This is a genomic window from Streptomyces sp. NPDC051740, assembly GCF_044453165.1.
Lineage (GTDB): Bacteria > Actinomycetota > Actinomycetes > Streptomycetales > Streptomycetaceae > Streptomyces > Streptomyces atrovirens.
Genome location: NZ_JBITCL010000003.1, coordinates 288,267 through 311,040, shown reverse-complemented (window position 1 = coordinate 311,040; position 22,774 = coordinate 288,267). Strand labels below are relative to the sequence as shown.

The window sequence follows — 22,774 nt, the reverse complement described above, 5'->3', positions numbered from 1 at the left end:
TCCTTCAGAGCGCAGGGCCCGTGGAACCCGGGACCCGATGACGCGCGGGAATGAGGGACGGACGATGACCGACGGCACCGGTGCCCTTCTCACCGGCCTGCGGAAGCGCGGGCAGCGTGCCGGACCGGGCCCGTCACCGCGCGGCGGCGCCCGCCCGCTCGCGGTGCTCGCCGCTGTCTTCGTCCTCGCCCAACTCGCCCTGGTCCGCCCCGTGCTGGGCCTCGGCTGGGACGAGATCGTCTACACCAGCCAGGTCACCTCCCACCACCCGGCCGCCTTCTTCAGCGCCCCCCGCTCCCGCGGGGTGTCCCTGCTGGTGGCGCCCGTCGCGTCCTGGTCCGGGTCCACCGCCCTGCTGCGCGTCTACCTCGCCCTGCTCTCCGGCCTCGCCCTCTTCCTGGCCCTGCACGCCTGGCGCGGTCTGTTCCCCACCCGGGTCCTGGTCATCGCGGGTGCCTTCTTCGCCTCCCTGTGGATCACGCTCTTCTACGGTCCCCAGGCCATGCCCAACTACTGGGTCGCCGTCGGCGCGCTGACCGCCGTCGGCTGCTTCCTGCGCCACCGCGCGGACCCCTCGTCCGGCGGCCCCCTGTGGGGGGTGGCGGCGGGGACCGCGCTCATGGCCTGGATGCGGCCCACCGACGCCGTCTGGGCGACGGTCCCGCTCCTCGTCCTCGCCCTGGCCGGCCGGCACGGGCGGTCCCTGCTCGCCCTCGCCGGTGGTCTGCTGGCGGGAGCGGTCCCCTGGGTGGTCGAGGCGTACACCGCGTTCGGCGGTCTGCGGGAGCGGCTCGCCGAGGCCTCCCGCGTCCAGGGCGGGCTCGGCCTGGACATCGCCGTCGACGACCAGCTGCGCAGCCTGGGCGGGCGCGCCCTGTGCCGTCCGTGCACGGGCCCGATGCCCCACCCGGTGATCACCCTGTGGTGGTTCGTCCTGCCGGTGCTCGCCGTCCTCGGACTGATCGTCGCCGTGCGGGCCCGCCGCACCCCGCGCACCGTGGTGCCGCTGGCCTGCGCCACGACCGTCGCCCTGCCCTACCTGTTCATGATCGAGTACGCGGCGCCCCGCTTCCTCCAGCCCGCCTACGCCCTGCTCGCGATCCCGGTCGCCGACGCGCTGTGGTACCTGGTCACGGCACCGCGCGGAAAGTGGCGGCCCGCGGCCGGAACCCTGGTCGCACTCGGCCTGGCCGGTCATCTCACGGTGCAGCTGACCGTCCTCGTGCACACCGTGGACCGCAACGTCGACAGCCGCCGGGACTGGGCCCGCACCGCCGACGACCTGCACCGGCTCGGTGTCCGCCCGCCCTGTCTGATCACCGGCCACGAGGCGATCCCCATCGGCTACTACACCGGCTGCTCCTCCGGAGCGACCGCCGGGAACAACGAGAACACCACGGCCGCCGAGATCCTGCGCACCGCGGACCGCGTCCCGGTCGCCGCCCTCACCGGGCCCGGCGGCACGCCGCCCGGGTACGCCCGCTCCTGGCCCGTCCACCGGATCGGCGACCTCGAAGCCCGTATCGCCCCGGCGCCCGGCTCCGGCTGACGGGTTTCCCGCGCACCCGGTCCAGGCAGGAGTCGGTCGTCGGGGCGCGAAGGAGCGACGAGGGGAAGCGGTACGGCGGGGAGCGACCACGAGGGGCGGCCGGGGGAGGAGTTCCTCACTCCGGGAAGCTCGTCCTTCACCGAGTTCCCGGCGGCCCACCGCCCCGGACTGCCGGGCACGCGCACCCTCCCCGAGGGCGTCCGTGCCTCGGAGGTCCCGCACGGCACCACGATCCTCGCCCTCACCTACGGCGACGGCGTCCTGATCGCCGGTGACCGCAGGGCCACCATGGGCAACCTGATCGCCCAGCGCGATCTGGAGAAGGTGCTGCCCGCCGACGACCACACCGCCGTCGCGATCGTCGGCTCCGTGGGGATCGCCCTCGACATGGTGCGGCTCCACCAGGTCGAACTCGCCCACCTCGAGAGGATCGAGGGCATCCCGATGCCCCTCGGCGCCAAGGCGGCCCGGCTCGCCACCATGATCCGCCAGAACCTCGCCCAGGCCGTGCGGGGCCTCGCCGTCGTCCCGCTGCTCGCCGGCTACGACACCACCGCGTCCGGGGGAGGACGGGGCCGGATCTTCTCCTACGACGCCGCCGGCGGCCGCTACGAGAAACACGGCTTCCACACGGAGGGCTCCGGATCCCCGTACGCCAGGGGCGCCCTCAAGGAGCTCCACCGGCCGGCATGTCCCGCGACGAGGCCGCCCCGGCCGCCCTCTACGACGCCGCCGAGGACGACTCGGCGACCGGCGGCCCCGATCTCTCCCGCCGCATCTTCCCGGTCGTGCCGGTCATCACCGAGGACGGCTGCGAACGGCTCGGCGAGACCGAGATCCGACGGCTGGGCCTCGACGTGGCCGGCCCGCGTCACTCCCGCCCGGACGGCCCGAACGCGCCCCTCCCCGTCATCACACGCACCGGGGTTAGGGACCGCGTCACGGGAAACGCGGATCTGACACCCGAGGCGAACGAGCCGACGCAGCGTGACAGGGAGGAAGCCATGGGCACCGAGCCGATGGGGGACGACGCCTACCAGCCCACCGGGAGCAACGAGGAGCAGGAGGACGCCGCGCCGCTCGACATGCAGGACGCCCTCGACGAACGGACCTACGACGACACCCTCGACGAGGGCTACTCCCCGCCGGAGAAACCGCTCGGCGTGACCAAGTACGGCACCACGGCCGCGGAGCAGCACGAGGGGGAGAGCCTCGACCAGCGGCTGGCCCAGGAGGTGCCGGACGCGTCCGCGCCCGCCGGTGACGCGGTGGGCGACCTCCCCGGCGGCGAGGGCGAGCCGGTCGACCCGGAGGCGGGCACCGGCCGCGCCGGACGCCTGGTCGCCCCGGACGAGGGCGCCCACACGGACACCACCAAGGAGTCCGTCGCCGAGGACGTCGGCATCGACGCGGGGGCGGCCGGCGCGGAGGAGGCCGCGATGCACGTCGTGGAGGACGGGACGGCGCTCCCGGAGGACCGGGACGGAACCTGACCCCGGAACGGCGCCGCCGGCCCGGTGCGCGATCGCACCGGGCCGGCGGCGCCGTGCCGTCCGCGAACGGGTGTCCGCGGGCTCAGGGCAGCATCTTGTCCAGGGCGGCGGGCCCCTCCTCGTCCAGTTTCCGCCTGGCCCACTCGAGGTTGTGCGGGGTGAGGTCCTTGCCCGAGGCAAGGACGATGTCCTCCGGCGACACATCGGTGCCGGTGCGGGCGTGGAGCAGGCTGTCCGGGGTGGCGCGGTCCGCGGACCGCCGGGACGCTTCGGGCTGGGACGCGTCGGGCTGGGACGTCGACATCTTCTGGCTCCTCGGGTCCGGATCGCTGGAGCGGCCCCGGTGCTGTCATCGGGTCCTATGCCCCACCATTCAACGCGGGAGCCCGCCGTGCATCCGGAACGCCCGCGGCACCGCGGTGAGGGGCCGCTCCTCCTGGCTGCCGGGGTACCTTCCCCGCCCCGCGGGAAACCTGCTCCGCGAGCCGCTCAGAAGGGCGAGAGCGTCAGCCGCAGGCCCGTGGGTGCCGTGTCCTGGATGTACGAGGCGAAGTCGGCCACGTCGTCGAAGGCGAAGCCGTACGCCCTGCCGTCCTCGGTGGCCGTGTGGACCGCCTTGGAGTAGTGGTTGGTGAGCTCGGTCCGGTAGAAGACCGAGGCGTCGGCCGTCGGCTGGTCCGGGTGGCTGAGCAGCGTCGAACGGTTGAAGCCGGCGCCCAGCACGGCGGCGACCGGGCCGGTCGTGCCGTCGTTGGGGGCGGCGAGGGCGCCGTCGCAGAAGAGGACGTCCCGCGTGGAGGGCTTGCCGAAGGAGACCTGGGCGGGCCCGTCGAAGGTGAACCGCTCGCCGCGCACCCGGCCGGTGAAGGTGCCGGCGTTGGTGGTGACCGCGAGGTCCCGTCCGGTGTAGGTGCTCCACACCTCGTCGATGTACGGGGCGAAGTAGTCCTCGGCGAACAGCCCGGCGTCCAGACCGTGGCCGGGGGCGATGATCCGGGTGTCGTCCACGACGAGCCGGGAGAACGCCTCCACCCGCTTGACGGCGGCGAACGCCGCCGCGCGCCCGCCCTCGCGCACGGTGCCCGTCGTCTGGTCCTTGGCGCCGGTGAGCCGGATGCCCATCGGCACGCTGAACATGTCGACCATGGTCGTGTTGCAGAACATGCCCGAGGAGTTGTACGTGAACTCGGCGCAGTCGTGCAGCACGCCGTAGTTGGGGTCGGAGGTGACCCAGCCGGCCGGGTACTGCAGCGCCGCGTTGCCGTTGCCGTCCGTGACGACCTTGAACTTGAGCTTCGCGCCGAGGGACACGTAGATCCGGCCGGACATGTACGGCAGGGACAGCCTGGTCTCGCCGCTGCCGGCCAGGCCGATCGCGTAGTCGGTGAAGCCGTCGGGGCCGTTGTCGGAGGCGGCGACCGGGGCGACGGTGCCCTCCGGGGTGACCCGGACCTGACGGCCGTCCACGTTGCCCACGATGTAGAGGTGCACGTTCGCGTTGCCGAAGGAACCGCTGTTGTTGACGATCGTCAGCGGCAGGGCCCCCGCCGCCGTGCCGGCCTTCTGCCCGCCGGACTGGTCCGCGAGGGCGTGCGGGGCGATCACCGCCGCCGCGGGGATGGCCACGGCGGCTCCGCCGAGGGCGAAGAGGACCTTGCGGCGGCCGAGGTTGCGCTGATGACGGGGAGTCATGTGGGGGATCTCCAGGAGTACTCGTGCGGATTCCTGACCGCGCCGGCCGACAGGGGGAGGAGAGCGGCGGAGAGCGCTCTCACAGCGGTGCGTCGGGACCGGCGCGCGACATCGATGCTAGGTACGGCCGCGGCCCCCGCCAACGGTCCGACTTGTCCGCAACACCGCGCTGACCTGCGATTGTTTGAAAAAACGGCGAAGATCCGGTGATCGCTTAACCGGGCTTTAAGGGCCGCTTAAGCCGGTCGGGCCCGATGGCCACGGAGCGCTTCGGGAGCGCTCCGTTCCGCAGTCGCCCGGTGAGGCCGTCAGCGCGTTCCGCCGTTCAGCCGCGCCTCCGCCGCGGCCAGGATCTCCGTCACCCGGAGCGCGAACGCCGCGTCGCAGGGGTGGGGGGTGCCGGTACCGGCCGCGGCGAGGAGGGCGTCCGCGGCGCGGGTGAGCGCCGGGACGGCGCCCTCGGAGGCCTCCGGGAGGGAGGTGACGCCCGCCGTGCCGCGGAGCTCCACCACGGCGCCGGCCGCCGCCGGGGGAGCGGTCAGGCTCAGGGTGAGGCTGCTCGACGCGCCGCCCGCGTGGTCGAGGACGAGATGGACGGTGTCGCCGGGGCCGTACGCCGCCGCCGTCACCCGCCGCGGTTCGCCGAGCACCGGAAGCAGGACGGACAGGGCGTGCGGGCCGACGTCCCACAGGGCGCCCTTCTCCCGCCGCCAGGGAGAGGCGGCGAAGGGGTTGCCGTCGGAGGTGAACACCGCCCCGAGCCACTGTGCGCGCCCGGTGAACCAGCCGCCCACGCGTGCCTGTTCGGTGATCCACGCCTCCGGCCCCGGCTGGAAGCGGGTGGTGAAGAAGACCACGGACGCGACCCCCGCCTCCTCGGCCGCCCCGACCACCGCGCGGCCCTGCGCGACGGTCGGCGCGAGCGGCTTGTCGAGCAGCAGATGGCACCCGGCCCGCGCCGCGCGCACCGCCAGCTCCGCCTGCACCGCGGGCGGCAGCGCGACGGCGACGGCGTCCACGTCGGCGAAGAGCGCGTCGACGTCGTCGTACGCCCGGGTGCCGTGCAGACCGGCCAGCTCCTCGGCGGCGTCGGGCCGGCGGCCCCACACGCCGGCGAGGTCGAGGTCCGGGTGCCCGCTCAGCGCGGGGGCGTGGGCCGCCCGCGCCCAGGGTCCGGTGCCGAGCAGTCCGATCCGCATGCCGCCGCCTCTCCCGGTGCGGCGACCGCCGCCGGACCGGTGTCCTGGCGCGCTCCGCCGACGCGCTCCGGTCAGTACGGTGATCCCTGCCGGAACGTCGTGTCAACGGCCGCTCGCCGGGAGGCGCGGGGCTCAGCCCGCGGGCTGGTTGACGTTGATCATCCAGGGGATGCCGAAGCGGTCCGTGCACATCCCGAACACGTCCCCCCACATCTGCTTCTCCAGCGGTACGGCAACCGAGCCGCCACCGGACAACTTCTCCCAGTAACCGCGCAGTTCGGGCTCGTCCTCGCCGCTGACGCTCACGGCGAAGTTGTTCCCCGGGGCGTACGTCATGCCCGGCGGCATGTCGGCGCCCATGAGGGTGAAGCCGGCCGCGCTCGCCAGCATGCCGTGCATGATCTTGTCGGCGTTGTCGGTTCCGGGCCGGCCGAAGTCGCCGTACGTGTTGAGCCGCAGCCGGCCGCCGAAGACCTCCTTGTAGAACTCCAGGGCCTGCCGTGCGTTCCCGTCGAAGCTGAGATACGGATTGAGGAGCGAGGCCATGATTACCTCCCGGAATGTCGGCGAAGGACCGGCTGCGCGCAGCGTAACTCCGGGCACCGGCGCCCGCGCGGCGGCGGTGTCGCGGGCGGGGTCCCGATTCAGCGCCCCGTCTGCTGAATGCGTTCGCTTTCCTCTATTGGATTTCGGGCCGCGCGGGGACCAGGCTGGTACGCGCTTTCCGAGACCGTGAGACGACAGCCGGAAGAGGTCACGCGCACATGCACACCCGCCGTATCGGTGATGTCGAGGTCGGCGCCGTCGGACTGGGCGCCATGCCCATGTCGATCGAGGGGCGCCCGGACGAGACCCGCTCCCTGGCCACCCTGCACGCCGCGCTGGACGCCGGTGTCACCCTGATCGACACCGCGGACTCCTACCACCTGCACGCCGGCGAGGTCGGCCACAACGAGACCCTGATCGCCAAGGCCCTCGCCTCCCACGACCGGGGCGGCGACGTCCTGGTCGCCACCAAGGGCGGTCATCTGCGCCCCGGCGACGGCAGCTGGACCCAGGACGGCAGCCCCGGGCACCTGAAGCGGGCGTGCGAGGCGTCCCTGCGCCGGCTCGGCGTGGAGGCCATCGGGCTCTACCAGTTCCACCGGCCCGATCCCCGTGTCCCGTACGCCGAGTCCGTCGGCGCGCTGCGCGAGCTGCTGGACGAGGGGAAGATCCGCATGGCCGGTGTCTCCAACGCCGACCCGGAACAGATCCGGCAGGCCGCCGGGATCCTCGGCGGCCGGCTGGTCTCCGTACAGAACAAGTTCTCCCCGGCCTTCCGCTCCAGTGAGCCGGAGCTGCGCCTGTGCGACGAGCTCGGCATCGCGTTCCTGCCCTACAGTCCCTTCGGCGGCATCGCCCGGGCCGGTGAACTCGCCTCGGCCCACGCCCCGTTCGCGCGGATCGCCCGGGCGCACGGGGTGAGCGCGTACCAGGTGTGCCTGGCGTGGATGCTCGCCAGGTCGCCGGTCGTCGTGCCCATTCCGGGCGCGAGCCGGCCGGAGTCGGTCCGTGACTCGGCGGGCGCCGCCGGCCTCGTCCTGACGGCCGAGGACCTCGCGGAGCTGGACGCGGGCTGAGCGCACCCCGCCCGTCTCAGGCGCTGGACGCCGGGGGCGGGCACCTCATGTGCCTGGTGTACTCCTGGCACACAAGTGGAGAAAGCGCTTGCTGAACAAGGCTCACAGTGGAGGACCCCCACCCATGGCGTCGCTGGAAAGACCGCTCGACCACCGCTACCGCGGCGAGCACCCGATCCGCACCCTCGCCTATCTGTTCCGCGCCGACCGCGGCCGGCTCGCCGCCGCCGTCGGCGTCTTCACGGTCAAGCACAGCCCGATCTGGCTGCTGCCGCTGATCACCGCGTCCATCATCGACACCGTCGTGCAGCACCAGCCGATATCCCGGCTGTGGACCAGCACCGGCGTCATCATGTTCATCCTGCTGGTCAACTACCCGCTGCACGTGCTGTACGTCCGGCTGCTGTACGGCAGCGTCCGCCGCATGGGCACCGCCCTGCGCTCCGCGCTGTGCACCCGCATGCAGCAGCTCTCCATCGGCTACCACTCCCGCGTCAGCGCCGGCGTGCTCCAGGCCAAGGTCGTCCGGGACGTGGAGACCGTCGAGCAGATGGTGCAGCAGACCGCGGAGAACGGGCTCGGCGCGCTCACCGTCCTCACCGGCGGGCTCGTCATCATCGCGATCCGCACCCCCGAGTTCCTCCCCGTCTTCCTGATCGTCGTGCCCGCCGCCGCCCTGCTCGTCGCCAAGCTGCGGGCCCGGCTGCGGACGCACAACGAGCACTTCCGCCACGAGGTGGAGACGCTGTCCTCCCGGGTCACGGAGATGACCCGGCTCATCCCCGTCACCCGCGCCCACGGCCTGGAGGGCAAGGCGCTGCGCCGGATGGACGGCACCCTGAACCGGCTGCTCACCTCCGGGATGCGCCTGGACCTGGTCAACGGCCGGTTCGGCTCACTGGCCTGGGTCGTCCTCAACGTCATCGGCGTGAGCGTGCTGGCCGGCGCGGCGCTCATCTCGTACTACGACGTCTGGAACGTCACCGCCGGCGACGTGGTGATGCTCAGCGCCTTCCTGACCACGCTCACCAACTCCACCACCACGCTCGCGGGACTGGCCCCGGTCATCACCAAGGGGCTGGAGTCCGTCCGTTCGGTCGGCGAGGTCCTCCAGGCCCCCGAACTGGAGGACAACGAGGGCAAGACGGAGGTCGGCGGAGTGCGCGGCGCGATCACCTTCGAGGGCGTCGGCCACGCGTACGAGACCGACGGGCGCCCCGCCGTGCGCGACTTCACCCTCGACGTCGCCCCGGGCGAGACCATCGCGCTCGTCGGTGCCTCCGGGGCGGGCAAGTCCACCGTGCTCAACCTGGTCATCGGCTTCATCCGCCCGACCTCCGGCCGGCTGCTGCTCGACGGCACCGACATGAACGGCCTCGACCTGCGCACCTACCGGCGCTTCCTGTCCGTGGTGCCCCAGGAGTCGATCCTGTTCGACGGCACCGTCCGGGAGAACGTCGCCTACGGCATGGACGACGCCGACGAGGAGACGGTACGGGCCGCGCTGCGCGACGCCAACGCGCTGGAGTTCGTCGACCGGCTGCCCCAGGGCCTCGACACCCTCGTCGGGGAGCGCGGCGCCCGGCTGTCCGGCGGGCAGCGCCAGCGGCTCGCCATCGCCCGCGCGCTGATCCGGGACCCGAAGGTACTGGTCCTGGACGAGGCGACCTCGGCGCTCGACACCCGCTCGGAGGCACTGGTGCAGGAGGCCCTCGCCCGGCTGCTGCACGGACGCACCACGTTCGTCGTGGCACACCGCCTCTCCACCGTGCGCGGCGCCGACCGGATCGTGGTGATGGCGGACGGCCGCATCCAGGAGATCGGCACCCACGAGGACCTGCTGCGCCGGGGAGGGGCGTACACGGCACTGCACAGCGGCCAGGCGGCCTGACCACCCCGAACCCACCGACGGCCAACGGGCTTCGCCGCGGCCGAGCCCGTCCGGCCGACGGGGGCGAGGACCGTCCAGGGCCGGAAGGAGGTCCGGGGCGCAGCCCTCGGGGGCAGGCGTTCCGCCGTGCCCAGGCCCGTCCGGCGGTGAGGGGGAGATCCGGCCGGAGTCGAAAGGGGGACCGTGGCGCAGCCCGGGGACGGACGTTCCGCCGCGACCGGGCTGTCCGGCCGAGGGGGGGCGAGGACCGTCCAGGGTCGGAAGGAGGTCCGGGGCGCAGCCCTTGGGGGCAGGTATTCCGTCGTGTCCAGGCCCGTCCGGGGGTGAGGGGAGGATCCGGCCGGGGCTGAAAGGGGGACGAGGCCCGTCCAGGGACGGAAGGGGGGCGGGGCGTAGCCCCGGGAGCGGAACGTTCTCGGCTTCGTGCCGTCGAGGTCAAGATGCGAGTGGTTTCGGTCAATTGTGGCCACATGGACACATGGGATGAGTGCTTCCGCCTGGTTCGGGCATACGCAGCGAAAACCAGAGAGGGGCGCCTCGTGCTCGTACCGGACCCGAAGGTCGTCAGACGGCTGCTGACGCGGTACGCGACGCTGCGGATAGCCCAGGCGGAACGGTATTCGCCGGCGGCGGCGCGCGAACTGGAGGACGTCAGTCACACACTCTGCGCGACGATGGGGACGTCCGGCGTCCACGACGCCATCGCCCTGGCGGACGACCTCCTCGACCGGGCACGGTCCGCGGCCGGCCGGACCCCGGAGGAGGACGGGGAGAGCGGTCTGTCCCTGGCCGTCTGAGCCACCGGGCCGCTCGCCCGTTCACCCGCCGCCCGCGGTGGCGGCGCGCCGCCCGTTGAACGTCGAGCGATACGCGTACGGCGTCGTGCCCACGACCTTGCGGAACCGCTCGCGGAACGCCGTGGGCGAACCGAACCCGGCCTGCTGGGCGATCCGCTCGACCGTGTGGTCGCTGTTCTCCAGCAGATACTGGGCGCGCCGCACCCGCGCCCGCAGCAGCCACTGCAACGGCGTGGTGCCCGTCTGCTCACGGAACCGGCGGCTGAAGGTCCGCTCGCTCATCCCGGCGCGCGCCGCCATCGCCCCGAGGGTGACCTCGTGCGCCAGGTTGTCCTCGACCCAGTCCAGCAGCGGCTCCAGATCCGACCCGCGGGGCACGGGCGGGTGCTCGTGCACGATGAACTGGGCCTGCCCGCCCTCCCGCTCCAGCGGCATCACCGACATCCGGGCGGCGTCCGCGGCCACGGCCGAGCCCAGGTCCCGGCGGATCATGTGCAGGCACATGTCCAGCGCGGCGGCGGCGCCGGCCGAGGTGAGGATCTGCCCGTTGTCGACGTAGAGCACGTCCGGCTGCACGTCGACGTCCGGGAAGGCGCGCGCCAGCCGTCCGGCGGCCACCCAGTGCGTGGTGGCGCGCAGCCCGTCCAGCAGCCCGGCCTCCGCCAGTACGAACGCGCCCACGCACACCGAGGCGATCCGGGTGCCCGTCCCGGCCGCCTCGCGCAGCGCCGCGAGCACGGCGGGGGAGAGCGGGGGCGCGCCCTCGGCACGGCCCGGGACGATGATCGTGTCGGCGTCCGCCAGCGCCTGGAGCCCACGGTCGACGCGCAGGCCGAAACCGCCGTCCGCGAGCACCTCCGGCCGCTCGGCGCACAGCCGGACCCGGTAGGGACACCGGCCGTCGGGCAGCCGCGTCCAGTCGAAGACCTGCATGGGCGCCGCCATGTCGAACGGCACCACCCCATCGAGAACCAGAATCGCCACGGAGTGCATGACCGCCACGATAGGCGGATTCCCGCCACCCGCCGGAGCCGGGGCGGCGGGGAGGTGGCGGGGCGCGGGCCCAGGTGGGCGGTGTTGGCGGGAACCCGTCGGAACCTGTCGTTTCAGCCTCTGGGTGATCACCCGACGGACTCCTAACGTGAGCCCGGCACCGCCGTTCACACCATGGAAAGAGTCCCGGTGACCAAGCTCCTGCTGTCCCTCCACGTCCTGGCCGCCGTCATCGCCGTCGGCCCCGTCACCGTCGCGGCCAGCATGTTCCCGCCGGCCGCGCGACGCGCCGCCCCGGCGGAGGCCGACGGACCCGTCGCGGCGGACGTGACCACCGTCACACTGCTCCATCGCATCTGCGGGGTCTACGCCCGCGTGGGGATCGCGGTGCCCGTCCTCGGTCTCGCCACCGCCCTGGCGATGGGCGTCCTGGACGACGGCTGGCTCGTCACCTCGATCGGCCTCACCGCGGCCGCCGCCGGAATCCTGCTCGCCTTCGTGCTGCCCCGGCAGGACGAAGTCGTCGAACGGCTGGGCGAGGGCCGGCCCGTCGACCGGCGGGACACGGTGCGACTCGCCATGTTCACCGGGGTGTTCAACCTGCTGTGGGCGACCGTCACCGTCCTGATGATCGTCCGCCCCGGCTCCACGACGGGCGCCTGACCGCCCGGAATGCCTGAACCATGACGGATTTCCGAAATATCCGTTCCGTGGTCCGTCGTACCGGGGAATTCCCCCTTCGGGATGGTCGGCCGCCTAGACTCTGCAGTCGCGTCCCGCATCGGGGCCGACGAGCAGAAAGGCACGTTGACGGGTGTTCCAGGATTCCCCCATCTACGACCGACTCATCGCGGAGTGCGGCGACGTGCCCGCACAGGTACGCCGTGAGGCCGAACGCGTGAGCAGGGAGCTGGAGCTGGTCATGCGGCCCCTGCAGTCCCCCGGTTACGCCCCCGGCCTCGACCGGCCGCAGTCCCCGGGCAACGGCTGGCAGCGCACCGCCCTGCTGCCGGGGCCGCGGTCGCACTGAGCCCCGCGCGGTGACGGGCCCCTCACCGCACCGTGCTGCCCGCCTCGTCGAGCTCGACGGGTTCGTCGGGAATGGGACGGGACAGCCACTCGGCGATGGTCCGGGCGATCGGCTGCCCCGTCTCCACCTCCACGAACCCGAACTGCCCCGACTGGTTGCACTCCAGGAACCACCAGGTCCCGTCGGCGTCCTCGGCGAAGTCGAAAGCGCCGTAAGCCAGTTCGGACCGGCGCAGATACGCGCGTACGGCGTCGGCGGTGCGCGCCGGGACCTCGGCCGGCTCCCAGGGCGACCCGGGGACGGCGAAACGCACGTCCACCTCCTCCGGATCCGCGTCCGGCCGCGTCACCTTGCGGGCCGCCAGCAGCCGCTCACCCACCGCGGTGAGCCGGATGTCGGCCCGCTTGGCGATCCGCCGCTGCAGCAGCGTCGGCCCGAACGCGACCGCGGAGAAGTCCGTGTCCGGCGCCACCCTGCTGGTCGGCACCGCCCGCGGCGGGTCCTGCGGATGCGCCCCCGACACCGGCTTGACCACCAGGTCCGGGAAGCGCTCCGCGAACTCCCGCGCCGCGCGCGGGAACGTGGTGATCACCGTGGCCGGCACGGGCAGGCCGCAGCGCTGGGCCAGCCGCAGCTGCCACGGCTTGTGGCGGGCCCGCCGGGCCGCGTCCGGATGGTTCATCCAGCGCGCGTCACAGCCGCGCAGCATGCCGTAGAGCGCCTGCGAGGCCTCCTCGGTCAGCCACGCGGACGGCTGCGGCGCACGCCCGGCCGGCGTGCCGGGCCGGCGCACCCACACGGACCGCAGCCCGCCGATGCTCACCAGCCTCCCGCCGGCGGACAGATGGCCGCGGAAACGGCCGTGGACGTACTCGCCGGACAGCGAGACGCCGCCCGTCAGATCGGCGGGATCGAGGCGCACCACCGGCACGCCGGAGCCGTTCAGATGGACGACCACCATGTCGGCGGTCACATCCTCCTCACAGGTGAGGATCAGCACGGTCATGGTTTACGGTCCGCGTTCAGTCGTCGAAGTGGGTCTTGGAGCCCGCGGTGGACGTCGTCGTCCCCACCTCGCGCAACAGCGCGTGATCGCAGGCCGCGATCCGCCCGTCGCCGAGTACGTTCAACTGCAGTCCGGAGTCATACGCGTACGGAGTGGCAACAGCCAACTCCACTGCCGGACGTGCGTAGTTGAGCGCGAACGGTTGCATCGTCTCTCCCTCGTCGGTGCTGCGCCGAGCAGGCAACGGCCCACTGTGCGCCGTCGCTTGGTCCGCCGACTTCTTTTGGCTTCCAGAGACTTATACGAATCGAACGGGTGGTTGGTTTCCTCACGGAACGTAATCATCGGCGGGTCGCCCGCGGCCCCGCCGGAGGGACGCTCCGTGAGCCCGGGTGCCGGAGGAACCCCGCAGGGTGCGCAGGGCCAGCAGGAGAACGCCCATGTCGTCCAGGTAGACCGGATCGGGCAGCGGATCGGCCGGCAGCACCAGGTAGAGGACCGCGCCCCAGAACACCCAGCGGGGCCCCGTGGGCAGACCCGCGTGACGCAACTCACGCCGCGTGCGCACCAGTCGGACCAGGACGGCGACGGCCCCGGCCAGCACCACGGCCGCGAGGACCGCGGCGACGACGAGCACCACGGTGGTCTTCTCCAACGGACCGCCCTCCTCCTGTGACCCGTGACGCGTGCCGCGCTCTCGCCGCGACACGGCCCGCACTGAGCGGATTCCCGCCCGCGACGCCGGCATGGCGGCCGGGACCGGCCATGCGCGCACGCGTCCGATGCCCCGCGAAATCCGCGTGAAACGCCGGATCGCCGCAGGTCATCCCGGTGGCTCAACCAAGTGGCAGTGAGGGGTGGGGGCGCCTAGAAATGGTCATCAGCCTTCCCCTGGAGACGATCATGACCACATTCTCCTCGTCACCTCCCTCGAACGAACCGGTCATACCCGCCGAGGCGGCCACGGCCCCGCCCTCCACCACGACGGCCGGCACCCACCGGCCGGACCGGGCACCCGCCCGCACTGTCGTGGTGGCACCGGAACCGGGGTGTTCCATGCCCGGGAAGCCGTACGGCGATCCGGTCGGCGACCTGGTGCGCACCGCCGTGTCGGACCGGTCACTGGAGGATGTCGCCGCCCTCGTCACCGCGCTGGAGCGCTCGCCCCAACACACGCGGGCCGTGGTCGAGGCGCTGCGCGCCGCCGGGGTCGACCGGTCGGTGGAGGACGTCACCCGTCTCGTGGCCCTGCTGACCCGGCCGCCGCGTGACGCGGGCAGCGCGGACGAGACGATCCGCGCGGCGGCGGCCCACCGCTCCGTCGAGGACGTCACCCTCCTCGTCGCGCTGCTGCACAGCGAGCCGCTGGCGCCCCACTGCCGGGAGGAGGCGCTGCGAGCGGCGGCGACCGGCCGCTCCGTCGACGAACTGGTCGAGCTGATCGACCGCCTGGCCGCCCAGCGGCCGGTGACGCTCGAGCCCCGCCTCGGGGACGAGACCGGACACCACGCGTCCGAGCCGGCCGGCAGGTCGGTGATCCGGTCGACCCGGCTCGCCGCCGTGGCCCTCGCCGTCTGCGCGGTGGCCCACTTCCCGCTGCGGCACGACGGTGTCCCCCTGTCCCTGCACGCCTTCGCCGTCGGCCTGTCGGTGTTCTGCACGGCGCTGGCGCTGATCCTGGTGGTACGCCCCGGTGCGACGGCCCTGGCGGGAGCGGTCGTGGTCCCGGCGCTCCTGGCCACGGCCCACGCCTACGGCGATTCCCTCCCGTCCGCCGTCCTGCCCCGATCCGTGGACCTGGCCCTCGCACCCCCATGGCTGGCCACCCCGACCGCCACCGCAGCCGCCCTACTGGCCCTGGCGTCCCTGGCCGTACACATGAGGTTCTTCCTCCCCACCACCCGCCGCCCGCTGAAGCCCCGCAGCACAACCGAGTAACGCCCCCCGCGCGATCCGCGGGAGTCGTGCCTCCCCCAGTGCCTCAAGGGCCTGGGAGGTGCCCCCAGGGCGATGGGGGTCCCTCCCGCTCGAGCGAAGCCGAGAGTGGGGGAGAAGCCGAGAGTGGGGGAGGCACCCCGTCAGCGCCGGGCAGCGCGACCACCCCCGCCCAGCCACAACGCCGGGCACCCCCCCGCAAACGCCGTACCGAAAGTGCCTAGTTGTCCGACGCGGGCTCCCCGGAGGCGGGGTCCGGCCGCCGCGCCTTGCCGCCGGCCTTGAACCGCTCCAGAGTACGAGTCAGAGGAGACGCCCCCCGAGGCGCGGGAGCCTCCGCCGTACCCAGGACCCCGGCGGATTCCCGGTACACGGCCAACGCCTCATGCGCACGCTCCGCCGCCTCCCGGTACAGATCCCGGGACTTCGTCATCGCCTCCAGCGCCTCGGCGTACATCGCCACCAGCGCCCGCTCCCGGACGAGTTCCTCCTCCGTCGTCAGCAGGCGCCACTCCTCCCGCAGCGCCGTCAGCGCGTCCTCCGCCCCCTCCGGCAGCGCGCGCGGCAACGCGTCGTACCGGGCCACCGCCGCCACGAGGTCGACCGGTTCCGTGCCGTCCAGGAACACCGCGCGTACGGCGAAGGCGTCGGCGTCGTACCCCTCGGGCGCCGGGCTGTCGGGCAGCACCACCGCGCCCCCGCGCGGAACCTCCACACCGAACTCCCGCAGCGCCCAGTTCGCCACCCGCGACTGCTTGGGCATGGCCCGGTGCTCCACCACCCGGTCCCGCAGCCCCGGCGGCAGCCAGCGCGCGAGCGGCACCCGGCCGCGCTCGTCCGGGGTCATCGCCTCATGGACGACGACATGGACGTGCCACGGGTCGCGCACACAGGCGCGCAGCAGCCGTCGTACGTCCTTGTCGTCCTCGGGCAGCGGATTGATCACACCCGGCCGCACTCCCGTCACCGGGTCGGCGTTCCACCCGGCGTCCGGCTCCGACGGCCAGAACATGGCGGCCGGGGACGGCCAGGAGGGGTCCCAGGGCTGCTCGGCCTCGGCGACCAGGATCCAGTCCCGGCCCGCGTCCGTGCCGGGCGCGAGGCGCAGCCGGGCGCGCACGGTGACCTCGCCCGCGACTCGCGTCCGGGCTTCGAACACCAGGTCGGGGGCGGTGTCCGGCGCGGGGAGTTCCAGGAAGTCGTCGATGTCCCGGCCGGCCTTGAGCCAGCGCAGGGTGTGCCGGATCGCCGTATCGGGTGCGGCACCGGCGTGGCGGCCGCGGGCCAGCCAGACTGTGGGAGGGGCGGCGGGGCGGGCTGAGGAGGAGGTCGGCATGGGTCCAGTTGTGAGCGGGGGCACGTGCTCCTGCCAGTATCGCCGTGGCCGGCCGGAGGGGTGAGCCGGGGTTCCGCCGGTCGGCGTGTCGCGCGCGGGGTGTGCGCGGCGCACACGTGGTGACAGCGGTTCACCCGTGGTCCCGGCGGCGGGCCGTCACCACAATGGGTGCCGCGGGCGGGACCGGCCCACCATCCGCACCGGGGCCGGCCCCGCCCGTACCCTGTCCCGGCGGTGGTTCGACGGCAAAAGCCCGGACCCTACCAGCGGCGCACCCTCCCTGTCGCATATTCCCCCGGAAAACGCCAAAGCCCTCACCTCGGTCGAGCACACACCGTAGCGTCGACGTCACGTTCGCGGTACAGCCGTGCGAGGAGGGGGATCCGGCGTGCCCGGAATCGACGAGAGCCTGCTGGAAGCCATGCGACTGCCGGGGGCGCGCGGTGCCCTGGTGGTCGACTGGATCAGCGGGCTCGCCCTGGGGGCGGTGGGCGAGGCACCCGGCGAGGACGCGGAGGCCACGGCCGCGGAGACCGCCGAACTCGCCCGCCTGGCCGTGGAGAGCGGCACCCTCGCGCCCGCCGACGGCGGCGGGGCCAAGACGGGCAAGGAACCCCCCGTCGACGACCTGATCCTCACCACCGCCGACGCATACCACCTGCTGCGCTTCGTCGTCACGACCTTCGACAGCACGGTGTTCCTGTACCTCTGGCTCGACCGCGCCGAGGGCAACCTCGCCCTGGCCCGGATCCGGCTGGCCGATATGGCGGACCGGCTGGTGCTCGGATGACCGCGGCGTGCACCGGCGAAACCGCGCCGGAACTGCTCGGCACCCTCGCGGCCGACCACGCCACCGGGGCGCTCTCCACGGAGTCCGGCATCTTCTACCTCGCGGCCGGACACGTCGTCCACGTCGAGTCCGCGTACAGCCCCGACCTCGGCGACCTGCTCACCCGCAGCGGCGCCGTCGCCCCGGCCGGCTGGTGGGACGCCGTCGAACGGGCCGGGGCCCGGCACCGCGTCGGCCGCCAACTGGTCGACAGCGGGCGCCTCACCACCGGCGCGCTGGAACTGTGCCATCTGGGCGCCCTGTTCGACGCGGCGTACTTCGCGCTCGCCCACGACGGCGCCACGTTCCGCTTCCGCCCCGGAGTCGCGCACTGGCTCGGCGCGGTCCGCCCCGTACCCGTGGCGACCGTGCTCGGCGAGTCACGGCGCCGCCGCGACCTGCTGCACCGCATCTGGCCCGACCCGGCCGTCGACACCGCCCCGCTCATCCGCGTGCCCGGCACCGGCCCCGCCGAACTGCCGCCCCGCCGCGCCCGCACCCTCGCCCAGGTCGACGGCGCCCGCACCGCCGCACAGATCGCCGCGGCCCTCGCCCACCGCACCTTCCACACCCTCGTCGAACTGCGCCGCCTGGCCGCCGGCGGACTGGTCACCCCCGCGCCACCCCCGCCCGCCACGCCCGTCCACGCCGTCCCCGACGCGGGCGGCGCGGCGTGGGACGAGCCCGACACAGCGCTGCTGAGACGGCTCCTGGACGCCTTGGAGGCACTGTGATCCGCGCGCGCCGACAGCGTGCCGAAAGGAGACTGCTCATGGCCGTCGAGACCGACGTGCTGGACGAACTGCGTCGGCTCCGCACCCGTATACCCAAGCTGGCGGGCTCCCTCGCGGCCACCGTCGACGGACTCGTCCTCGCCCACGACGTCCCCGACACCGAACCGGAGGGGCTGGCCGCGCTCACCGCCGCCGCGCTCGGCGTCGCCCACCGGATGGCGGACGCCGCCGCCCGCGGCGAGTTCCGCGAGCTCCTGGTGCGCGGCAGCCAGGGCTACATCGCCACCTACGCGGCCGGCACCACCGCCGTCCTCACCCTCCTCGCCGACGACCGGGTCAACGTGGGCCGGCTGCACCTGGAGGGGCGGCGCAGCGGAGCCCGGATCGCGGAGCTGGTGGACACCCACATCAGCCCGGGCGGAGGGCGGCACGCCGACCGGCTCACCATCCGGGACACCCCCGAGCCGGCCCAGGGCCCGGCCCGGCCCATCGGCACCCTCCCGGTGCGGACCCCGCAGCGGCCCGCACACCGGCCCCGGTCCCAGCCCGGCGGCTGACCTCCCGGCTTTCCCCCGGGCTTTCCTCCCCGGCCGGACGCCTCCGTACGACCCGGCGGCCGGCCCGAACCACCCGTCACGACCGAAAGGACACATCCCATGGCCAACACCGAGACCTCGCTCAAGGAATGCCTCAGCTCCATCGACGGCGCGACGGCCGCCGCCCTCGTCGACTACACCAGCGGCATGGCCCTCGGCACGCTGGGCGGCAGCAAGGACTTCAACCTGGAGGTCGCCGCCGCCGGCAACACCGACGTCGTACGGTCCAAGCTGCGCACCATGGAACACCTGGGGCTGAACGAGGAGATCGAGGACATCCTGATCACCCTGAACAGCCAGTACCACCTCATCCGACTGCTCAAGGGACGCGGCGGGAACGGCCTCTTCCTGTACCTGGTGCTCGACGGCAGCCGGGCCAACCTGGCCATGGCGCGGCACCAGTTGCGCCGGATCGAGGCCGAGCTCGAGGTCTGACCCGGCACCGGGGCCCTTCGCGCCGCCGACGGCACGAAGGGCCCGAGCAGGTCAGGCCGCCTCAGGCAGCCACAGGTCGGGGCCGAAGACCTCGTAGTGGATGGAGCGGGCGGGCACCCCGGCGTCGAGCAGCCCGCCGCGCACGGTACGCATGAACGGCAGCGGGCCGCACAGGTACACCGTCGCGTCCGCCGGAACGTCGATCCCCGCGAGGTCCATCAGGCCGTCGCGGGCGTCGAGCTCCTCCGGGCCGGGACGCTCGTACCAGAAGACCGCCTCCGCGTCGAGCAGCGCGTTCACGATCTCGCGGGTCTCGGCGCGCAGCGCGTGCTCGGCGGGCGAGCCGTCGGCGTGCAGGACGAGCACCCGCCGGGTGGAGCCGGTGGCGGCCAGCCGGGCGAGCATGCCCAGCATCGGGGTGCAGCCGATGCCGGCCGAGACCAGGACCAGCGGGGTGTCGGCCTCGTCGAGAGCCACGTCGCCGGCGGGCACGGACAGCATGAGCTCGTCCCCGGTGCCGGTCCGCTCGTGCAGCAGGCCGGACACCTCACCGTCCGGTGCGCCGTCCGCTCCGGCGACCCGCTTGACGGTGATACGGCGCAGATCGTCCCCGGGGTCCGAGGACAGGCTGTACTGGCGGAGCTGGTGCACCCCGTCGGGCATGAGCAGCTTCACGCTGACGTACTGGCCCGCCCGGGCCGGCGGGGCGGGCTCGCCGTCGGCGGGGCGCAGCAGGAACGACACCACGTCGTCCGTCTCCTCGTGGCGCTCCACCACCGTCCACGGGCGCCAGATGCCGCCCGCCTCGACACCGGCCTCGTGGTACAGGCGCGCCTCCTGCGCGATGAGGGCGCCGGCCATCAGCCAGTACACCTCGTCCCAGGCGGCGGCGACCTCGGGCGTCACCGCGTCGCCCAGCACCTCGGCGATCGCGCCGAACAGGTACTTGTGCACGATCGTGTACTGGTCGTCGGTGATCCCGACCGCCACGTGCTTGTGGGCGATCCGGGACAGCAGGGCGTCCGGGCGGGTGTCCGGGTCGGCGAGCAGCGCCTGGGCGAAACCGGCTATGGACCCGGCGAGCGCCCGGCGCTGGGCGCCACTGGCCTGGTTGCCCCGGTTGAACAGGCCGTCCAGCAGCTCGGGCCGGTCACGGAACATCGAGCCGTAGAAACGCGTGGTGATCTCGTCGAGGGCCCCGGCCACGGCGGGCAGGGTGGCCCGCAGTACTGCGGCGGACTCTTCGGACAGCATGAAGTCTCCCAAAGGCGGGACGGGGAAAGCGGGTTGGACCGCGGATCCGGACCCGGCGGCAGCACCTGTATAGCAACCCGGCATGCCTGTTTCCGGGGGTAACGGGGCCGCTGGGGGCAACGCGGGACCGTCGTCCCACCCGAAGGGGACCTCCGGCCCCGGGGCCGGCCGAGGGACAGGGCCGACCGGCCCGTCCGGCGCGGCGGGCCGCCCGCCCGCGGTCCCCGCCGGTCCGGCCGTCCGGCCCATGCCGTACCGTCATCTTTACTGGACCGTTACCGGGGCGCCGGCCGGGTGGCCGCCGGGCGCCGGCGTCGGTCGAAGGGACGGGAGGCACACGGGTGGCAGGCTCCGAGCGGGACGAGGACGCCCGCGTACGGCTACCGCAGCTGAGGCTGGACGAGCTGCTGGAGGAGCTCCAGGCGCGGATCGACGCGGCCCGCGGCACCCGCGACCGGGTGCACAGCCTGCTGGAGGCCGTCCTCTCGGTCGGCCGGGAACTCGACCTGGAGCAGGTGCTGCACAGCATCGTGGAGGCCGCGGCGGCGCTGGTGGACGCGCAGTACGCCGCGCTGGGCGTGATCGGCCCGGACGGCAAGCGGCTGTCCGCCTTCCACACCGTCGGGGTCAGCGAGGAGGAGATCGCCCGCATCGGCCACTATCCCGAGGGCCACGGCATCCTCGGCGAGCTGATCCGCCGTCCGGAGCCGCTGCGGGTGGCGAAACTCTCCGACCACCCCGCCTCGTACGGATTCCCGGCCCACCACCCGCCGATGGACACCTTCCTCGGGGTCCCCATCCGGGTCCGTGACCAGGTCTTCGGCAACCTGTACCTGACCGAGAAACGGGGCGGGGCGCACTTCGACGAGGAGGACGAGTCGGTCCTGTCCACCCTCGCGGTCGCCGCCGGCGTCGCCATCGACAACGCCCGCCTGTACGAGGAGTCCCGGCTGCGCGAACGCTGGCTGCGGGCCAACGCCGAGATCACCCACGGACTGATGTCCGGCAGCGAGCGCGGCTCGGCGCTCGCGCTCATCGCGGAACGCGCCCGGGAGATCACCGGGGCCGCCCTCGCCGTGGTCGCGGTGCCCATGGCCGACACCGACTCACTGACCGTGGAACTGGCCATCGGGCAGGGCGCGGACACCCACCGCGGGCTCGTCCTGCCCGTCGACGACAGCCTGCTCGGCCGCGCCTTCACCAGTGCCGCTCCCGTCATCAGCGCGGACATCGCGCACGACGACCGGGCCTTCCCGGGCCCTCAGCGGTACACGGACCTCGGTCCGGCGGTCGCCGTGCCCATCGGGTCGGGAGAGGGGGTGCGGGGCATCGTCCTGCTGGTGCGGGCCGCGGACCGCAACGCGTTCACGGACAAGGAGATCGAACCGCTCCAGGGGTTCGCCGCCCAGGCGGCCGTGGCGATGGAGCTGGCGGAACGCCGCGCGGACGCCGAGCAGATCGCCGTGCTCGAGGACCGCGACCGGATCGCCCGCGACCTGCACGACCTGGCGATCCAGCGGCTGTTCGCCACCGGTATGACGCTGCAGAGCGCCGGCCGGTTCATCGAGCACAAGGAGGCCTCGGAACGGGTGCTGCGGGCCGTGGACGACCTGGACGAGACCATCAAGATCATCCGGTCGACCATCTTCGGCCTGCGTTCGCCCACCGACGCGGGCGGCGGCGGAACCGGCCTGCGGGCCCGTGCCGTACGGGTGGTCGGCGAGGCCGTACCCGTGCTGGGCTTCCCCCCGAGCGTGCGGATGGAGGGCCTGATCGACACCCACGTCTCCAAGGAGGCCGCCGACCACCTGGTGGCCGTGCTCTCCGAGGCACTGACCAACATCGCCCGGCACGCCCGCGCCGACCGCGCCGAGGTGGTGCTGGAGACCGACGGCCGCGAGGTACGGCTGACGGTCGCGGACAACGGCGTGGGCGTTCCGGCCGGAGGCCGCCGCAGCGGCCTGCGCAACATGGCCGAACGCGCGGAACAACTGGGCGGCACGTTCGACATCACCGGCTCCGCCGACGGGGGCACCACACTGCTGTGGCGCGTGCCGGTGGGGGAGCGGTAGGCGGCTCGGGTCCGTCCTCCGGACCGGGCCGGTTCCGGGTGCGGTGTCCTCCGGCCGGTCTGGGCGGGGCCGGTGCGGGTGGTCGTGAGGCGGGGAGGGAAGCGGCGCGGTGGACGTGTGTGCCGGGCGCCGTGGCCCCGGCAGGGGCCGGGAGGCGGGCCCTGATGGCTGTCCGGGTGTGCCGGGCGTCCGCCGCGGGTACTCCGGTGGTCGGTCGTCGGCCGTGGTGGCCGTCCGCCCATGAGCGGTGCGGGTCCCACCGTCGGTGACGACCGACGGGCCGGCGCGGCGCCGCGCGGCAGCCGTCGGCG

Annotated in this window: 23 protein-coding genes and 1 pseudogene; 14 read left to right on the top strand and 10 right to left on the bottom strand. The window is 73.5% G+C overall.

Annotation, left to right across the window (positions count from 1 at the left end; genetic code table 11):
• Positions 1 to 64: 64 nt before the first annotated feature.
• The 3 genes and pseudogenes from ACIA6T_RS07100 (at position 65) to ACIA6T_RS07090 (ending at position 3,042) form a co-directional block, all read left to right on the top strand.
• Positions 65 to 1,549 (top strand): hypothetical protein, encoded by a 1,485-nt coding sequence (locus ACIA6T_RS07100; protein ID WP_399445532.1) that lies wholly within the window; start codon positions 65 to 67, stop codon positions 1,547 to 1,549.
• Positions 1,550 to 1,627: 78 nt separating this feature from the next.
• Positions 1,628 to 2,454, top strand: a pseudogene (gene prcB / locus ACIA6T_RS07095) (proteasome subunit beta); the annotation flags it as partial.
• A gap of 99 nt (positions 2,455 to 2,553) precedes the next feature.
• Entirely contained in the window at positions 2,554 to 3,042 is a 489-nt protein-coding gene (locus ACIA6T_RS07090) for a DUF5709 domain-containing protein (RefSeq protein WP_399445713.1), read from the top strand.
• Positions 3,043 to 3,124: 82 nt separating this feature from the next.
• On the opposite strand, the gene ACIA6T_RS07085 is transcribed toward ACIA6T_RS07090, so the two are convergent.
• From ACIA6T_RS07085 to ACIA6T_RS07070, 4 genes are all read right to left on the bottom strand, one after another.
• Entirely contained in the window at positions 3,125 to 3,346 is a 222-nt protein-coding gene (locus tag ACIA6T_RS07085; protein ID WP_085575146.1) for a hypothetical protein, read from the bottom strand.
• Positions 3,347 to 3,531: 185 nt separating this feature from the next.
• The gene (locus tag ACIA6T_RS07080; protein WP_399445531.1) at positions 3,532 to 4,734 is read right to left on the bottom strand and encodes a glycoside hydrolase family 64 protein; all 1,203 of its coding nucleotides are present in this window, start codon (positions 4,732 to 4,734) and stop codon (positions 3,532 to 3,534) included.
• A gap of 308 nt (positions 4,735 to 5,042) precedes the next feature.
• Entirely contained in the window at positions 5,043 to 5,933 is an 891-nt protein-coding gene (locus ACIA6T_RS07075) for a Gfo/Idh/MocA family protein (protein WP_399445530.1), read from the bottom strand.
• Positions 5,934 to 6,065: 132 nt separating this feature from the next.
• A complete protein-coding gene (locus tag ACIA6T_RS07070) occupies positions 6,066 to 6,479 on the bottom strand; it encodes a VOC family protein (protein ID WP_399445529.1) in 414 nt (137 codons plus the stop codon).
• 218 nt (positions 6,480 to 6,697) lie between these two features.
• Here ACIA6T_RS07070 and ACIA6T_RS07065 point away from each other — a divergent pair, with 218 nt between their 5' ends.
• The 3 genes from ACIA6T_RS07065 (at position 6,698) to ACIA6T_RS07055 (ending at position 10,243) form a co-directional block, all read left to right on the top strand.
• The gene (locus tag ACIA6T_RS07065; protein WP_399445528.1) at positions 6,698 to 7,555 is read left to right on the top strand and encodes an aldo/keto reductase; all 858 of its coding nucleotides are present in this window, start codon (positions 6,698 to 6,700) and stop codon (positions 7,553 to 7,555) included.
• A 124-nt stretch (positions 7,556 to 7,679) separates the two neighbouring features.
• Positions 7,680 to 9,446, top strand: a complete 1,767-nt coding sequence (locus ACIA6T_RS07060; protein WP_399445527.1) for an ABC transporter ATP-binding protein — start codon at positions 7,680 to 7,682, stop codon at positions 9,444 to 9,446.
• Positions 9,447 to 9,985: 539 nt separating this feature from the next.
• Complete coding sequence (locus ACIA6T_RS07055) at positions 9,986 to 10,243, top strand: DUF5133 domain-containing protein (protein ID WP_399445526.1); 258 nt, start codon at positions 9,986 to 9,988, stop codon at positions 10,241 to 10,243.
• Positions 10,244 to 10,264: 21 nt separating this feature from the next.
• Here ACIA6T_RS07055 and ACIA6T_RS07050 read toward each other — a convergent pair whose 3' ends face one another.
• Positions 10,265 to 11,236: a GlxA family transcriptional regulator gene (locus ACIA6T_RS07050; protein ID WP_399445525.1), complete on the bottom strand. Its 972-nt coding sequence runs from the start codon at positions 11,234 to 11,236 to the stop codon at positions 10,265 to 10,267.
• Positions 11,237 to 11,425: 189 nt separating this feature from the next.
• Between ACIA6T_RS07050 and ACIA6T_RS07045 the strand changes: the two genes are divergently transcribed.
• Entirely contained in the window at positions 11,426 to 11,899 is a 474-nt protein-coding gene (locus ACIA6T_RS07045; protein WP_399445524.1) for a DUF2269 family protein, read from the top strand.
• Positions 11,900 to 12,050: 151 nt separating this feature from the next.
• On the top strand, positions 12,051 to 12,266 hold the full coding sequence (locus tag ACIA6T_RS07040; RefSeq protein WP_073934139.1) for a hypothetical protein: 216 nt from the start codon (positions 12,051 to 12,053) through the stop codon (positions 12,264 to 12,266).
• Between the two features lie 22 nt (positions 12,267 to 12,288).
• Here ACIA6T_RS07040 and tgmB read toward each other — a convergent pair whose 3' ends face one another.
• The 3 genes from tgmB to ACIA6T_RS07025 form a co-directional block, all read right to left on the bottom strand.
• Positions 12,289 to 13,272 carry an ATP-grasp ribosomal peptide maturase gene (gene tgmB / locus ACIA6T_RS07035; protein WP_399445523.1) on the bottom strand — a complete coding sequence of 328 codons (984 nt, stop codon included), beginning with the start codon at positions 13,270 to 13,272 and terminating at the stop codon, positions 12,289 to 12,291.
• A 16-nt stretch (positions 13,273 to 13,288) separates the two neighbouring features.
• Positions 13,289 to 13,480 carry a putative ATP-grasp-modified RiPP gene (gene tgmA, locus ACIA6T_RS07030; protein WP_004935783.1) on the bottom strand — a complete coding sequence of 64 codons (192 nt, stop codon included), beginning with the start codon at positions 13,478 to 13,480 and terminating at the stop codon, positions 13,289 to 13,291.
• 120 nt (positions 13,481 to 13,600) lie between these two features.
• A complete protein-coding gene (locus tag ACIA6T_RS07025; RefSeq protein WP_399445522.1) occupies positions 13,601 to 13,927 on the bottom strand; it encodes a YkvA family protein in 327 nt (108 codons plus the stop codon).
• Positions 13,928 to 14,175: 248 nt separating this feature from the next.
• On the opposite strand from ACIA6T_RS07025, the gene ACIA6T_RS07020 reads away from it, so the two are divergent.
• Positions 14,176 to 15,210 (top strand): hypothetical protein, encoded by a 1,035-nt coding sequence (locus ACIA6T_RS07020; protein ID WP_399445521.1) that lies wholly within the window; start codon positions 14,176 to 14,178, stop codon positions 15,208 to 15,210.
• A 217-nt stretch (positions 15,211 to 15,427) separates the two neighbouring features.
• Here the strand turns inward: ACIA6T_RS07020 and ACIA6T_RS07015 are convergent, their stop codons facing one another.
• Positions 15,428 to 16,543, bottom strand: coding sequence for a hypothetical protein (locus ACIA6T_RS07015; protein WP_399445520.1), 1,116 nt, complete (start codon positions 16,541 to 16,543; stop codon positions 15,428 to 15,430).
• Positions 16,544 to 16,931: 388 nt separating this feature from the next.
• Between ACIA6T_RS07015 and ACIA6T_RS07010 the strand changes: the two genes are divergently transcribed.
• The 4 genes from ACIA6T_RS07010 (at position 16,932) to ACIA6T_RS06995 (ending at position 19,137) form a co-directional block, all read left to right on the top strand.
• The gene (locus ACIA6T_RS07010; RefSeq protein WP_399445519.1) at positions 16,932 to 17,333 is read left to right on the top strand and encodes a hypothetical protein; all 402 of its coding nucleotides are present in this window, start codon (positions 16,932 to 16,934) and stop codon (positions 17,331 to 17,333) included.
• Entirely contained in the window at positions 17,330 to 18,106 is a 777-nt protein-coding gene (locus tag ACIA6T_RS07005; protein ID WP_399445518.1) for a DUF4388 domain-containing protein, read from the top strand. The genes ACIA6T_RS07010 and ACIA6T_RS07005 overlap by 4 nt, the downstream gene beginning before the upstream one ends.
• 38 nt (positions 18,107 to 18,144) lie before the next feature.
• On the top strand, positions 18,145 to 18,663 hold the full coding sequence (locus tag ACIA6T_RS07000) for a roadblock/LC7 domain-containing protein (RefSeq protein ID WP_399445517.1): 519 nt from the start codon (positions 18,145 to 18,147) through the stop codon (positions 18,661 to 18,663).
• A gap of 99 nt (positions 18,664 to 18,762) precedes the next feature.
• Positions 18,763 to 19,137 carry a hypothetical protein gene (locus ACIA6T_RS06995; protein WP_385056346.1) on the top strand — a complete coding sequence of 125 codons (375 nt, stop codon included), beginning with the start codon at positions 18,763 to 18,765 and terminating at the stop codon, positions 19,135 to 19,137.
• Between the two features lie 51 nt (positions 19,138 to 19,188).
• On the opposite strand, the gene ACIA6T_RS06990 is transcribed toward ACIA6T_RS06995, so the two are convergent.
• Entirely contained in the window at positions 19,189 to 20,391 is a 1,203-nt protein-coding gene (locus ACIA6T_RS06990) for a globin domain-containing protein (protein WP_399445516.1), read from the bottom strand.
• A 341-nt stretch (positions 20,392 to 20,732) separates the two neighbouring features.
• Between ACIA6T_RS06990 and ACIA6T_RS06985 the strand changes: the two genes are divergently transcribed.
• Positions 20,733 to 22,463, top strand: a complete 1,731-nt coding sequence (locus ACIA6T_RS06985) for a GAF domain-containing protein (protein ID WP_399445515.1) — start codon at positions 20,733 to 20,735, stop codon at positions 22,461 to 22,463.
• Positions 22,464 to 22,774: the final 311 nt, after the last annotated feature.